The sequence below is a fragment of the Aquitalea palustris genome (genome assembly GCF_003693445.1).
Lineage (GTDB): Bacteria > Pseudomonadota > Gammaproteobacteria > Burkholderiales > Chromobacteriaceae > Aquitalea > Aquitalea palustris.
The window spans coordinates 93,913-107,820 of record NZ_RFAR01000009.1 but is presented as its reverse complement, the minus strand read 5'-3'; the positions used below and the strand labels follow the sequence as shown (position 1 = coordinate 107,820).

Genomic DNA, 13,908 nt, shown 5'->3' with positions numbered 1-13,908 from the left:
CTGCTGACGCTTCCGCTCCGGCTGCTGACGCTTCCGCTGCTGCTGCTTCCGCTCCGGCTGCTTCCGCTGCTCAGTAATTCAGCGCGAAAGCACCAAAAACCGGCTTCGGCCGGTTTTTTTACGTCCATGCACCAGAAGCCTTGTGTTGCTTCCGGTGCAGGCAAGAAAAAAGCCCGCTTGTGCGGGCTTTTTTCTTAAGAAGGCGCTGGCCTTACTGCAGTTCCGTCTGAAGCTTGGACAGAACGGATTTGGCGAAGCTGTCTGACAGTTGCTTGCCTTGCTTGTCCTGTACGGCAAGAGTGCTCAGGCCATTGCCGACATCCTTGACCAGGATGCGGTATTCCGGCCCGGTGGGGCTGGTCTTGTCTTCAGCTTCCTTGCTCTTCCAGAAGGCCAGGCTGGACCAGAAACCACCACTGGAGCTGCCGTCGTTCTTGTCCAACTCGCCCTTGGCAGGCTTCACATAGTAAATGCCTTGCGAGCGATCGCGGTCGTTGACGACCAGGCCAATACGATCGAGAGCCAGGCCCACACGGCGCCATGCGCGGTCGAAGCTGTCGTTGATGTTCAGCTTGCCATCCACAATTGCTTCTTTGGGCTTGTCTGCCGCGGTCTGCGTTTGCTTGAGCGCTTCCTTGGCCTTTTCTTCGGTAATGCCCATGCGGATCATGAAACGACCCAGCAGTTCGGCTTCCAGATTCGGGTCCACCGGACGCGGTTGCCACATCGTGTCCGATTTGCCTTCGTTGATGAAGGTTTCGTACATGCCGCGATGCGAGAAGTAAATTTCGGTGCCGTTGGCAGTCTTTTCCAGACGGATGCGGAATTTGTCGCGTTCCGGGGTCGACATTGCGCCGCCCAGGCCAACGGTTTCCATTAGCTTGCGAATGCCATCAGCCGGCAGCTTGGCGCGATTTTCGGCCCAGTCGGTTTCCATGATGCCGAGGTCAGGCTCTTCGGTCTTGATGACAAAGCCGTTTTCCTGCCAGAAGGCTTTCAGTACCGGCCACAGTTCGGCAGGTGACTTGCCCTTCACGGCGAGCCAGCGCTGGGTGCCGGCGCGTTCCATGGTGATGTTGTCGATACTCTTGATGGCAACCGTTTCAGTCGTTGCCGGCTGTGCTGTTTGTTGTGCGGCAGCGGCATTGTTGCTGCTGGCCAGTGCCGATGCGCTACCTGTAGCCGGAATCACGTATTTGTTCTGGATTTGCGGTGCAGTCAGGTCTGGCGGTACTTCCAGCGAGTTGCCCAGTTTGGGCGGCTCAGCGGACTTGTAGTCCAGCTTCTTTTCCAGCGGATTGGAGGTGCTGCAACCGGCGAGGATGCCGGTTGCCAGCAGAATCGCGGCGGGCGCGCTTCGTTTCATGCGGACTCCCTTGTCGTCAGGGGGTTAGATGAGTTCAGCCTGCTTCATGGCGGCGGTCAGCTGCGGGCGCAGGCTTTCCGACATCACATGAAGGGGCAGGCGGATACCGTCAGGAATCAGGCCCAGCTCTTGCAGCACCCATTTGGCCGGAATCGGATTGGGTTCGGCAAACAACTGCTTGTGCAGGCCCTGCAACTTGTCATTCAGTTCGCGAGCCAGTGCAGCGTTGCCGGCGATGGCAGCGGCACACATCTGGCTCATCAGTTTCGGTGCCACATTGGAAGTAACCGAAATCACCCCATTGCCGCCGCACAACATGAAAGCCATGCCGGTAGCGTCATCGCCGGAGTACAGCGCGAAATTCTTCGGAACGCGGCTGATCAGGTCGCAGGCGCGGCCGATATCGCCGGTGGCGTCTTTGAGGCCGATGATGCCGGGTACCTGGGTCAGGCGCAGCACCGTGTCGTTATTCATGTCGGCAACAGTACGGCCCGGTACGTTATACAGGATCACCGGGATGTCGACACTTTCTGCAATGGCGCGGAAGTGGCGGTACATGCCTTCCTGAGTCGGCTTGTTGTAGTAGGGCACGACAGACAGGGTCATGTCGGCGCCTGCCTGTTTGGCATGTGCGGCCAGTTCGATGGCTTCGGCGGTGGAGTTCGCCCCGGTGCCAGCGATTACCTTGACGCGTCCCTTGGCTTGTTTGATGACGGCTTCGACAACAGCGATGTGTTCGTCAACGGCCAGCGTGGCGGATTCGCCAGTGGTGCCGACGGCGACAATGCCGCTGGTTCCGTTGTCGATGTGGAAATCAACGAGGCGGGAGAGCGATTCGAAGTCGACCCGACCATCTGTGGTCATCGGGGTGACCAGGGCAACCAAGCTACCGGTAAGCATAGTTCTGCCTATATCTAGGGATGAGGATTCAAAGTCTTCGATTGTAGCGGAATTCCCCTACGGGTCAAAAGCATGTCATCGCATTTGGTGCCGAGCGCCGGATTGTCGTGCCGATGTGATAGAATCCACGGTTTTTCCGATACTTACGGCTGGACTGGCTGAAGGATCTCAAGCGTGATTACCACTAGCAACATTACCATGCAGTTTGGCGTGAAGCCTTTGTTTGAAAAGGTTTCCGTCAAGTTTGGCGAAGGCAACCGTTATGGCCTGATTGGTGCCAACGGTTCCGGCAAATCGACATTTATGAAAATTCTGGGCGGTGACCTGGAACAGACCAGTGGCGAAGTGGCCATTGAAAATGGTCTGCGCCTGGGCAAGCTGCGTCAGGACCAGTTTGGTTACGAAGAGCAGCGCGTCATTGATGTCGTGCTGATGGGCCACACCGAAATGTGGTCGGCAATGAGCGAACGCGACGCCATTTATGCCAATCTCGAAGCCACCGAAGATGACTACATGCACGCGGCCGAACTGGAAGCCAAGTTCGCCGAGTACGATGGCTATACCGCCGAAGCTCGCGCTGGTGAGCTGTTGATGGGGGTAGGCATTCCGGTCGAGCAGCATTTTGGCCCGATGAGCGAAGTGGCTCCAGGCTGGAAGCTGCGTGTTTTGCTGGCGCAGGCGCTGTTCTCCAACCCGGACATCCTGTTGCTGGACGAACCGACCAACAACCTGGACATCAACACCATTCGCTGGCTGGAAAATGTGCTGAACGAGCGCAATTCCACCATGATCATCATTTCGCATGACCGTCACTTCCTGAACTCCGTGTGTACTCACATGGCGGATCTGGACTACAACACCATTCGCATCTATCCGGGTAATTACGACGATTACATGATTGCCTCGGCCCAGGCACGCGAACGCCAGTTGTCGTCCAATAGCAAGGCCAAGGAGCGTATCCAGGAGCTGCAAGAGTTCGTGGCGCGTTTCTCGGCCAACAAGTCCAAGGCACGCCAGGCGACTTCCCGCCTGAAGCAGGTGGACAAGCTGAAGTCCGAGATGGTGGATGTAAAGCCATCCAGCCGTCAGAGCCCGTTTATCCGCTTTGAAACCGACGACCGCTTCAAGCTGCATCGTCAGGCGGTGGAAGTGGAAAGCCTGAACAAGGCCTACGACAACAAAGTGCTGTTCAAGGACATGAGTTTCATCTTGGAAGCGGGTGCCCGCCTGGCGGTGATCGGCCCGAACGGCGCCGGTAAGACTTCGCTGGTCAAGTTGCTGGCTGGTGCATTCGAAGCGCGTCTGGCCGAAGGCCTGACGGCCGACTACGGCAATATCAAGTGGGCGGAAAAGGCACAGATCGGTTATTTCGCTCAGGACCACGAAGCCGAGTTCGACAGCGACATGACGCTGACCGAATGGATGCGCGAGTGGGGCCAGGAAGGCGACGACGAGCAGGTTATCCGTGGCACGCTGGGCCGCTTGTTGTTTGGCGGCGACGAGGTGACCAAGCCGGTGCGCGTACTGTCCGGTGGCGAGAAGGGCCGCATGCTGTATGGCAAGCTGCTGCTGCAAAAGCCGAACGTGATGATCATGGACGAACCGACCAACCACATGGATATGGAATCCATCGAAGCGCTGAACATGGCGCTGGAAAAGTACAAGGGAACACTGATTTTCGTGTCGCACGACCGTCAGTTCGTCAGCTCGCTGGCAACCCATGTGCTGGAGCTGGATGGCAAGGGCGGCTATGACTACTACACCGGCAATTACGAGGATTATCTGGCCAGCAAGGGCCTGGAGTAAGCAGGAAGACACGCTGCCAGCCTTGCCTTTGTCATCGCAACAGGCCGGCTAGAGCGATTGCTTTACCGACGGGAGCAGGTGCGCTATATTGCAGTGCGACATTGTGTTGCGCTGCAATAACGACAGCGCACGATGCTCCCGTTTTTACGTAGTGCCGACATAATAATTACAAGACAAGAACAGGAACCTGATCTCGAATGGGTCGATGGTGGAGCCCGAAAGTCGACCCGTGATCGGGTTGCCTGCAACCTCAAGTTAATGAAGGAAGAACCATGCGATTGAAAGGGAAAGTCTCCATCATCACTGGCGGTGCCAGCGGCATCGGCAAGGCTACTGCGGAAAAGTTCGTCAAGGAAGGCGCTATCGTTGCCGTCTGTGACCTGAACCTTGACGTTGTCAATGCGGTGGTGGAAGAACTGAAGGCTCTGGGCGGGGAGGCTGTCGGCTACCAGGTAAACGTAACGGACAAGGCACAGATCGCCGATATGGTTGGTGATCTGAAAGCACGCTTTGGCCGCATCGACGTACTGGTGAACAATGCGGGCATCGTGATGGACGCCCAGCTGATCAAGATGACCGATGATCAGTTCGACAAGGTGATCGACATCAACCTGAAGGGCGTATACAACTGCGCTCGTGCCGTGGTGGATACCATGGTGGAGCAGGGTAGTGGCGTCATCCTGAACGCATCCTCGGTAGTCGGCGTTTATGGCAATTTCGGCCAGACCAACTACGCGGCCACCAAGTTCGGTGTAATCGGCTTCGTCAAGACCTGGGCCAAGGAATTGGGCAAGAAGGGTATCCGTGCTAACGCCGTATGCCCGGGCTTTGTCGCTACCCCGATCCTGAAATCCATGCCGGAAAAAGTGATCCAGGCCATGGAAGACAAGGTGCCGATGAAGCGCATGGCCGATCCGGCCGAAATCGCCAATGTCTATGCCTTCCTGGCATCGGACGAAGCCAGCTACATCAATGGCGCGGCGATCGAAGTGACCGGTGGCCTGACGCTGTAATTGCGGCTTGTCATCAGAACAAACGCCCCGGCATGCCGGGGCGTTTGTTTGTCTGCTAGCTTGTTTCAGTCATCCAGATCGCTGTCATGAGCCAGCAAGGCCGCATCCACTTCACGTCGGTGCAGGTGGGGCGCAAACAGTTCGACAAAAGTGTAGGCAAAGCCACGCAGATAGGCATCCTTGCGGATACCGATCTTGGTAGTCGACGGCTCGAACAGATGACCGGCATCGATGATGCGCAAACCGGCGTCACGCGTCGGTTCGAACGCCATGCTGGCGATGATGCCGATGCCCAGGCCAAGCGACACATAGGTCTTGATCACATCGGTATCGATGGCCGTGAGCACCACGTTCGGACTCAGCCCCTGATCAGCAAAGGCCTTGTTGATTTTCGAGCGGCCGGCAAAGGCAAAGTCGTAAGTGACAATCGGATAACTGGCGATATCAGCCAGGGTAATCGGGCGTTCCAGTTGCAAGAGCGGGTGATCCTGCGGCACCACCACCGAACGGTTCCATTCGTAGCAGGGTAGCATCGCCAGCTCTTTGTAGAGCGCAATGCCTTCGGTCGCTACCGCCAGATCAGCCTCGCCGGACACCACCATTTCGCAAATCTGGGTCGGACTGCCCTGTTTGATGGAGAGTCTGACCTTGGGGTAGCGTTGTACAAAGGCCGCGATAGTGGGGGGCAAGGCGTAGCGGGCCTGGGTATGGGTGGTGGCAATGGTCAGCGCACCTTCCGATTCCCGCGAAAATTCATCACCTACCCGTTTCAGGTTCTGTGCTTCACGTAGAATGCGCTCGGAAATGCGCAGCACTTCCTTGCCTGGTTCGGAAACCGACACCACGCGCTTGCCATTGCGGATGAATACCTGAATGCCCAGTTCGTCTTCCAGCAGGCGAATCTGTTTGGAAATGCCGGGCTGAGAAGTGTGCAGCTTTTCCGCTGCTTCGGAGACATTCAGGCCCTGTTTGGCCACTTCGACCAGATAGCGCAGCTGTTGCAGTTTCATAAGACGGGCATGTTCCATAAAACCTGTAGGCATTAAATACTAACACAATATTCTTTTAGGTTTATATGGGGCTTGGGTAGGATGATGCCCTAGCCAGACTATACCTATGTGGAGCGCTCGATGAGCCTGGATGTGAAACTTGCCGCAACCCAAACCTTGCTGACGGAGATTGCCACCAAGCACCCGGATGCGGTGCTGGCCAACAGCTATGGCGCCGAAGACATGGTGCTGACCGACCTGATCGCCCGCCTGGCCCTGCCGCTGCAGGTGTTCAGCCTGGACACCGGGCGCCTGCCGGTGGAAACCTATACCCTGATGCAGCAGGTCGCCGAGCGCTACCCGGCCGTTCCGGTCACGGTGTACTTCCCGCAAACCGGTGCCACCGAAGCCTACGTCAATACTCATGGCATCAATGGTTTCTATCACAGCGTGGAGCTGCGCAAATCCTGTTGCCAGATTCGCAAGATAGAGCCGCTGAAACGTGCCCTGGCGGGCAAGTCAGCCTGGATTACCGGCCTGCGTCGCGAGCAGTCGCCGACGCGCCAGGACCTGGGTAATCAGGAATTCGATGCCGACAATGGCCTGATGAAATTCAATCCGCTGATCGAATGGACCGAGGCCGAAGTATGGGAATACATCCGCAGTAACGATGTGCCCTACAACGCCTTGCACGATCAGCGTTACCCCTCTATCGGCTGTGCACCCTGTACCCGTTCGATCACGGTCGGTGAGGACGTGCGTGCTGGCCGCTGGTGGTGGGAAAATCCGGAATCCAAGGAGTGTGGCCTGCACATCAAGGCAAGCCCGCTCAAGCGCCCAGCATAAGGCTGGCCGGCCAGTACAGGCCAACCTTACCCAAGGACATCGAACCATGTACCGTTATGATGAAGTCGACCATCGCATTGTGCGCGAGCGTGTCGAGCAGTTTCGTGATCAGACTCAGCGCTTTCTCGCGGGTCAGCTGTCCGAAGATGAATTCCGCCCGCTGCGGCTGATGAATGGTCTTTACGTGCAGCGCCACGCTCCCATGCTGCGGGTGGCCATTCCCTATGGTCACCTGGCAAGCCACCAATTGCGCAAGCTGGCGCACATCGCCCGCCAGTACGACAAAAGCTACGCTCACCTGACCACGCGGCAGAACATCCAGTTCAACTGGCCGGAACTGGCGCGGGTACCGGATATTCTGGCCGAACTGGCCGAAGTGGAAATGCACGCCATCCAGACCTCCGGCAACTGCGTGCGCAACACCACTACCGACGCATTTGCCGGCGTCGCCCAGGACGAATTGCTGGATCCGCGTGCCTATTGCGAAATCATTCGCCAGTGGAGCACCCTGCATCCGGAATTCGCTTTCCTGCCACGCAAGTTCAAGATTGCCGTTTCCGGCAGCGTGGAAGACCGCGCGGCCACCCAGGTGCACGATATCGGCCTGCATGTGGTACGCAACGAGGCCGGTGAAGTCGGCTTTAAAGTGATTGTTGGTGGTGGTCTGGGCCGTACGCCGATAGTCGGTGAAGTGGTCAAGTCCTTCCTGCCCACCCGCCACTTGCTGACCTACCTGGATGCGGTACTCCGCGTGTACAACCGCTTTGGCCGACGTGACAATAAATACAAGGCGCGCATCAAGATCCTGGTCAAGGCCATGACCGTGGAGGCCTTTGCCGCCAAGGTGGAAGACGAATGGCTGCATCTGAAGGATGGCCCGTCCACTCTGCGTGATGTCGATGTCGCACACTATGCCTCCTTCTTCATCGACCCTGACTATGAACAGCTGTCTGCCAATCCGCCCGAATTCAGCAGCAAACTGGCAGAAGAGCCCGCCTTCGCCCGCTGGGTGGAACGGAATACCCGTCTGCACAAGCGTGCCGGCTATCGCTCGGTGGTACTGTCGCTGAAGAAAACCGGCGTGCCGCCGGGTGACATCAGTGCCGAGCAAATGGACGCTGCGGCCGACTGGGCCGACCGTTTCGGTTATGGCGAACTGCGCGTGGCACACGAGCAAAACCTGATTCTGCCGGATGTACGCGAAAGTGATTTGTATGAAGTCTGGCAACTGGCCAAGAGCCAGGGCTTTGCCACACCCAACATCGGCCTGCTCACTGACATCATCTGCTGCCCGGGTGGTGACTTCTGCAGCCTGGCCAATGCACGCTCCATCCCGGTGGCAGAAGCCATCCAGACCCGCTTTGAGGATCTGGATTACCTGTTTGATCTGGGGGACATCGACTGCAATTTCTCCGGTTGCATGAATGCCTGCGGCCATCATCACATCGGTAATATCGGCATTCTGGGCGTCGACAAGAATGGCGAGGAGTGGTACCAGATCACTCTTGGCGGCAGCCAGGGTAGCCACACCACCATTGGCAAGGTGATTGGTCCTTCGTTTGCCCAGGCGGATGTGCCTTTGGCTTTCGAAAAAATCATGACCGTATATCTGGAGCAGCGCGCAGCCGGCGAGCGCTTTATCGAAACCGTACGCCGCATTGGCCTCGACCCCTTCAAGGAGCGCGTTTATGCAAAGCATCATTAAAGATGGTCAGATTGTTCAGGATGGCTGGCAAATCCTGCGTGCCGATGCCGAAGGGCAGTATCCAGCCGTGGCGCCCGATGTCGACGTGATCGTTCCGCTGTCGCAATGGCTGGCCGACAAGGCCAGCTGGTTGGCTCGCTCGGGCAAGACTGCGGTCTGGCTGGCTCCGGCGGACGATCCGCAGCTGCTGGCTGCAGATCTGGCTGCATTGCCACTGGTGGCCGTAGATTTTCCGGCCTTTACCGATGGTCGAGGTTACAGTCTGGGACGACTGTTGCGCGAACGATACAGCTATGCCGGTGAGTTAAGAGCCTTGGGCGACGTGTGGGTGGATTTGCTGCACTATCTCTGGCAGGTTGGCTTCAATGCCTTTGAAATCAAGGATGGTAAGGCTATTGACACGGCTCTGTCCGGATATGACACCTTCACGGAACGCTACCAGTCCACCCATCGTGAACCGGTTCCCCTGTTTCGTCGGCGTGTAACATCGCTGTGATAGTGTCGTGTTAATGATACAGAAGTGCTGACTTCAGTCTAAATTTTGATGCTTTTTTGCAACATTTTCTCTGCAGCAGCTGTCGTGCTGTGTTGACACCGGGTGGACGCATTTCTATAGTGCCCGTTAACTGCATAAACACAGTTTGGCGCTTACCCTGTTGTTTGCAGTAGAATTGTCCGCGTGGTGTTTGCGTCAACCGCATCAATACCGATTCATAGATAAAAGAGGGAATAATATGACTAAACAGCTGAAACTGAGCGCCCTGGTTGCTGCTCTGCTGGTTTCTGCTAGCGCGTTCGCAGCTAAGCCGGGCTACACCGTAGATCAAACCACTGATGCCGTTTCCCGTAACAACTACGGCGAATGCTGGCACACCACCTACTTCGACAAGGCCAAGGATGGCCTGGTTGAGTGTGGCGATCGCGAAGCTGCCAAGCCGGTTGCTCCGGTAGTGCAAGCTCCGAAGGCTGCTCCGGTTTCCGTGAAGGAACACGTAACCCTGTCCGCCAAGGTTCTGTTCAACTTCGACAAGGCTACCCTGCGTGCTGATGCCAAGAACGAACTGGATCCGCTGGTTGCCAAGCTGAAGGCTCACGCTGGTCAAGGCGTTCTGAACGGTGTTGAAATCGACGGTTACACCGACTTCCTGGGTAGCGACAAGTACAACAACGCTCTGTCGCAGAAGCGTGCTGACGCTGTTAAGGAATACTTCGTAAACGCCGGCGTACCGGCTGAGAAGGTGACTGCAGTTGGCAAGGGCAAGGCTGATGCCAAGATGACCGACGAGTGCAAGTCCAAGTTCCCGAAGTATGCCAAGAACAAGAAGCAAAATGCTGAAATCAAGGCCTGCATCGAGCCGGATCGTCGTGTTGACGTAGTCATCGACGCCGTTAAGGTTACCACCCAGCAGTAATCTGCTACGGTAGACCTGAAAAGCCCCACGGATGTGGGGCTTTTTTGTTTTGCACCATCTGTGCGCTTGGCTGGACGCTGCGCGCTACGCACGGCTACAATCGTAGGTTTTCAGGATGCTAGGCAGCACATGCAGGTATTTCTAGGAGACCCGCGACGCTTTGGGCTCGCTGGCTGTGCACTGACCATCGGCAATTTCGATGGCGTGCATCTGGGCCACCAGCACATGCTGCAGCGCCTCAAGGAAGAGGCCAAGGCCCGTTCCTTGCCCACTGCGCTGCTGACGTTCGAACCACACCCGCGCGAGTTTTTCACCCGCAGCAATCCGCCGGCCAGGCTATCCACCTTGCGCGACAAATTTACCTTTTTGCGCGAACTGGGCCTGCTGGATTACGTGTTTGTCTTTCGTTTCAATCAGCGATTTTCCGGGATGAGCGCAGAAGCCTTCATCCAGGATGTGCTGGTACGTGATCTGAAAACCCGCTATCTGCTGATTGGTGACGATTTCCAGTTTGGTGCTGCCCGCAAGGGGAATTTCGATTTGTTGTCCGCCTGTCCGGATTTTGTTACCGAGGCCATGCCGTCGGTGCTGGTCCAGGGCGAGCGTGCTTCCAGTACCCTGGTGCGCGAGCGGCTGGCGCTGGGGGACATGGATGCGGCCAATGCCTTGCTGGGGCGCTCCTATCAGCTGTCTGGCAAGGTGATGCATGGGCAGAAACTGGGGCGGACCATCGGTTTTCCCACCATCAATGTCCATCTTCCACATTTGAAGCCGGCCTTACAGGGCGTGTTTGTGGTAGAAGTAGAGACCCCCTTTGGCCGCAAGGGTGGTGTGGCCAGCCTGGGGCTGAACCCCACGGTCAGCACCAGCAGCGACTACAAACTGGAAGCCCATCTGTTTGATTTCTCTGGCGATCTGTATGGCCAGCGCGTCACGGTACGCTTCCTGAAGAAACTGCGCGATGAAGAGCGCTATGACAATTTGCCGGCATTGGTAGCACAGATCGAACGCGATGCTGCCAGTGCCCATACCTATTTGACCAGTTTGCAGCGAGAGCAGGCATGAGCATCGATTACCGTAAAACCGTCAACCTGCTGGATACCCCGTTCGCCATGCGAGGGGATCTGGCCAAGCGCGAACCTGCCTGGGTCAAGCGCTGGCAGGAACAGAAGCGCTACGACAAGGTACGCAAACTGTCGGCTGGCCGTCCCAAATTCATCCTGCACGATGGCCCGCCGTATGCCAATGGCGACATCCATATCGGCCATGCCGTCAACAAGGTGCTAAAGGACATCATTGTCCGCTCCAAGACTCTGGCCGGCTTTGATGCCCCCTACGTGCCGGGCTGGGATTGTCATGGCCTGCCCATCGAGCTGATGGTGGAAAAGCTGCACGGTAAAGCGATTCCGGCGGCCAAGTTCCGCGAGCTGTGCCGAGAATATGCCAAGGAGCAGATTGCCCGTCAGAAAAAGGACTTCATCCGTCTGGGCGTGCTGGGTGACTGGGACAATCCCTACCTCACCATGGACTTCAAGACCGAAGCCGACATCGTGCGCACATTGGGCACGATCTACAGCAATGGCTATCTGTTCAAGGGTGAGAAGCCGGTGCACTGGTGTATCGAGTGCGGCTCGGCACTGGCCGAGGCCGAAGTCGAATACGAAGACAAGAACTCCCCGGCTATTGATGTTGGTTTCAAGGTGCTGGACAGCGACAAGCTGGCAGCCGCGTTTGGCCTGACCGAAGCGCAGGTGAGTGATGCCCGTGCCGTCATCTGGACCACCACGCCCTGGACCCTGCCGGCCAACCAGGCGGTAGCGGTGAGCGCCACGCTGACTTACCAGTTGATCGAAACCCCCAAGGGCAAGCTGCTCCTGGTCAAGGAGCTGGCCGAGTCGGCCCTGCAGCGCTATGGCTTCTCCGATACGGTCGTACTGGGAGAAACCATCGGCGCAGAGCTGGACATGATCCAGCTGCAACACCCGTTCTATGCACGCAGCGTACCGCTGATCTGCGGCGACCACGTTACCACCGACGCGGGTACTGGTCTGGTGCACACTGCGCCGGCGCACGGTCTGGAAGACTTCCAGGTGGGGCAGCAATATGGCCTGCCCATCGATAATCCGGTCGCCGACGATGGCCGCTACAAATCCACCACCGAACTGTTTGCTGGTCTGACCGTATGGGAAGCCAACCCCAAGGTCATCGAGACGCTGGAGCAACATGGCTCCCTGATTCATCAGGCGCGCCTGCTGCACAGCTACCCGCACTGCTGGCGTCACAAGACCCCGATCATTTTCCGTGCGACAGCCCAATGGTTCATCGGCATGGACAAGGCCGGCCAGGATGGCGTGGCGCTGCGTGAGCGTGCCAAGAGCGCAGTCGATGCCACCGAATTCTTCCCGGCCTGGGGGCGTGCCCGTCTGGAGGCCATGATTGGCAACCGCCCGGACTGGTGTGTCTCGCGCCAGCGTAACTGGGGCGTGCCGATGACCTTCTTCGTGCACAAGGAAAGCGGCGAGCTGCATCCGCGTTCGCTGGCTTTGCTGGAAGAAGTGGCGCTGCGCATCGAACAGCAGGGTATCGAAGCCTGGTTCAGCCTGGATGCACGTGAACTGCTGGGTGACGAGGCCGAACAGTATCGCAAGCTTTCCGACACGCTGGACGTGTGGTTCGATTCCGGCTCCACCCACTTTGCCGTGCTCAAGCAGCGCGCCGAGCTGGCCTGGCCGGCCGACCTGTATCTGGAAGGTAGCGATCAGCATCGTGGCTGGTTCCAGTCCTCCTTGCTCACTGGCTGCGCTACCATTGGCCGCGCACCGTACAAGCAATTGCTGACCCATGGTTTTGTAGTGGATGGCAAGGGCCTGAAAATGTCCAAGTCCAAGGGCAATGTGGTGGCCCCGCAGAAGGTGAATGACAGCCTGGGCGCCGACATCCTGCGCCTGTGGGTGGCATCGACTGATTACTCTGGCGAACTGGCCATTTCCGACGAAATTCTCAAGCGGGTGACCGAGAGCTACCGTCGTCTGCGCAATACCCTGCGCTTCCTGCTGGCTAACCTGTCGGATTTCGATCCGCTGGACAATGCCGTGCCGTTTGGCGAGATGCTGGAACTGGATCAGTACGCCTTGCTGATGGCGCGCCAGGTGCAGGAGCGTGTGGCGGGCGAGCTGTACACCCGTTATGCCTTCCACCATGCGATGCAGGAAGTGGTGAACTATTGCTCGGAAGATCTGGGCGCCTTCTACCTCGACATCATCAAGGATCGCCTGTACACCACCCAGGCCGACAGCCGTGCTCGTCGCAGTGCCCAGACTGCCTTGTACCACCTCAGCCGCAGCCTGCTGCTGCTGATCGCACCGGTGCTATGCTTTACCGCTGACGAAGCGTGGGAAGTGCTGACCAAGAGCGATGAAGAATCCACACTCTTCCACACCTGGCACGAGTTCCCGGCACTGAGCAGTGCCAGCGAACAAGCCTTGCAGCAGAAGTGGGATGCCATCCGCAGCCTGCGCGCCCAGGTCAACAAGCAGATCGAAGCATTGCGCAGTGCCGATCAACTCGGTTCCTCGCTGCAGGCCGAACTGGATATCGAAGCCTCCGGCGATCTGTACCAGCAACTGGCCAGCCTGGGTGATGATCTGAAGTTTGTGCTGATCGTGTCGGCGGTACGGGTCAAGGAAGCAGATGAAACCCGCATCACGGTCACGCCGTCCACTTACCAGAAATGTGAGCGTTGCTGGCACTATCGTGCCGATGTCGGGTCACATGCTGGTCATGGCGCGGTGTGTGGACGCTGCGTGGACAATATCGATGGCAAGGGTGAGCAGCGGGCTCACGCCTGATCTGGCCTGATTCGGCTCCCGGG

12 protein-coding genes are annotated in these 13,908 nt (G+C 57.6%); 9 read left to right on the top strand and 3 right to left on the bottom strand.

The genetic code is table 11. The features are described from left to right. On the top strand, positions 1-198 hold a 198-nt coding region (locus tag EAY64_RS20560), incomplete at its 5' end, for a hypothetical protein (RefSeq protein WP_233566463.1). Between the two features lie 13 nt (positions 199-211). Here EAY64_RS20560 and bamC read toward each other — a convergent pair. Then, on the bottom strand, positions 212-1,366 hold the full coding sequence (gene bamC, locus EAY64_RS03435; RefSeq protein ID WP_103523390.1) for an NlpB/DapX family lipoprotein: 1,155 nt from the start codon (positions 1,364-1,366) through the stop codon (positions 212-214). 24 nt (positions 1,367-1,390) lie between these two features. Beyond that, complete coding sequence (dapA, locus tag EAY64_RS03430; RefSeq protein WP_103523389.1) at positions 1,391-2,266, bottom strand: 4-hydroxy-tetrahydrodipicolinate synthase; 876 nt, start codon at positions 2,264-2,266, stop codon at positions 1,391-1,393. 174 nt (positions 2,267-2,440) lie between these two features. Between dapA and EAY64_RS03425 the strand changes: the two genes are divergently transcribed. Together EAY64_RS03425 and fabG are read left to right on the top strand one after the other, a co-directional pair. Beyond that, on the top strand, positions 2,441-4,072 hold the full coding sequence (locus EAY64_RS03425) for an ABC-F family ATPase (RefSeq protein WP_103523388.1): 1,632 nt from the start codon (positions 2,441-2,443) through the stop codon (positions 4,070-4,072). Between the two features lie 272 nt (positions 4,073-4,344). Continuing rightward, complete coding sequence (gene fabG / locus EAY64_RS03420; protein WP_103523387.1) at positions 4,345-5,085, top strand: 3-oxoacyl-ACP reductase FabG; 741 nt, start codon at positions 4,345-4,347, stop codon at positions 5,083-5,085. A gap of 65 nt (positions 5,086-5,150) precedes the next feature. Here fabG and cysB read toward each other — a convergent pair whose 3' ends face one another. Then, complete coding sequence (gene cysB / locus EAY64_RS03415) at positions 5,151-6,095, bottom strand: HTH-type transcriptional regulator CysB (protein ID WP_103523386.1); 945 nt, start codon at positions 6,093-6,095, stop codon at positions 5,151-5,153. 120 nt (positions 6,096-6,215) lie between these two features. Here cysB and EAY64_RS03410 point away from each other — a divergent pair, with 120 nt between their 5' ends. The 6 genes from EAY64_RS03410 to ileS all read left to right on the top strand — a co-directional run bounded on the left by EAY64_RS03410 (position 6,216) and on the right by ileS (position 13,885). Beyond that, positions 6,216-6,920 carry a phosphoadenylyl-sulfate reductase gene (locus EAY64_RS03410; protein WP_103523385.1) on the top strand — a complete coding sequence of 235 codons (705 nt, stop codon included), beginning with the start codon at positions 6,216-6,218 and terminating at the stop codon, positions 6,918-6,920. 46 nt (positions 6,921-6,966) lie between these two features. Further along, on the top strand, positions 6,967-8,625 hold the full coding sequence (locus EAY64_RS03405) for a nitrite/sulfite reductase (RefSeq protein WP_103523384.1): 1,659 nt from the start codon (positions 6,967-6,969) through the stop codon (positions 8,623-8,625). Beyond that, positions 8,609-9,121, top strand: coding sequence for a DUF934 domain-containing protein (locus EAY64_RS03400; protein WP_103523383.1), 513 nt, complete (start codon positions 8,609-8,611; stop codon positions 9,119-9,121). The genes EAY64_RS03405 and EAY64_RS03400 overlap by 17 nt, the downstream gene beginning before the upstream one ends. 238 nt (positions 9,122-9,359) lie before the next feature. Further along, positions 9,360-10,037, top strand: coding sequence for an OmpA family protein (locus tag EAY64_RS03395; protein WP_103523382.1), 678 nt, complete (start codon positions 9,360-9,362; stop codon positions 10,035-10,037). Positions 10,038-10,166: 129 nt separating this feature from the next. Beyond that, on the top strand, positions 10,167-11,102 hold the full coding sequence (locus EAY64_RS03390; protein WP_103523381.1) for a bifunctional riboflavin kinase/FAD synthetase: 936 nt from the start codon (positions 10,167-10,169) through the stop codon (positions 11,100-11,102). Further along, positions 11,099-13,885 (top strand): isoleucine--tRNA ligase, encoded by a 2,787-nt coding sequence (gene ileS, locus EAY64_RS03385; protein WP_103523380.1) that lies wholly within the window; start codon positions 11,099-11,101, stop codon positions 13,883-13,885. The genes EAY64_RS03390 and ileS overlap by 4 nt, the downstream gene beginning before the upstream one ends. Positions 13,886-13,908 lie beyond the last annotated feature (23 nt).